The sequence below is a fragment of the Cupriavidus sp. 05T313 genome (genome assembly GCF_056396665.1).
Window position 1 is genome coordinate 1 of the sequence record NZ_JBFTLX010000709.1, and the last position, 367, is coordinate 367.

Sequence of the window (367 nt, forward strand, 5' to 3'; positions counted from 1 at the left end):
CGCCTGCACAATGCCTATCCTGCTGAAGAGGGAAATACGCCGGGGGAGGGCGAGTACTTTTACCGCGTCTACCTGCCAGGCGTGGGCACCCCCTTTCCGCAAATTGGCGAGATGGGCGAAAGCACCTACGGGCGGGCCTTCGCCGCCGGCGGGCAGGCCCGCATCCTGTGGGGCCTGATGCAGATCTACAACGCCGTGCACCGGGCGGCCTTTGGCGGCGAGTCCATGATGGACGATGACGAGATCGCCGCGAAGATCAAGGACTACGAGCGCCGCGTCGACCACCAGCAGCGGCCCGACCCGGAGGACCCGCCGCGCAAGCGCAAGGACTGGTTCGCGCCGCTGACGCAGGAACTGTCGAAGAAGC

General features: G+C 66.5%; 1 pseudogene. It reads left to right on the plus strand.

Annotated features, from left to right (window positions below):
- Positions 1–367 (plus strand): annotated as a pseudogene (locus tag AC1DKD_RS42495) (DUF2235 domain-containing protein); the annotation flags it as partial.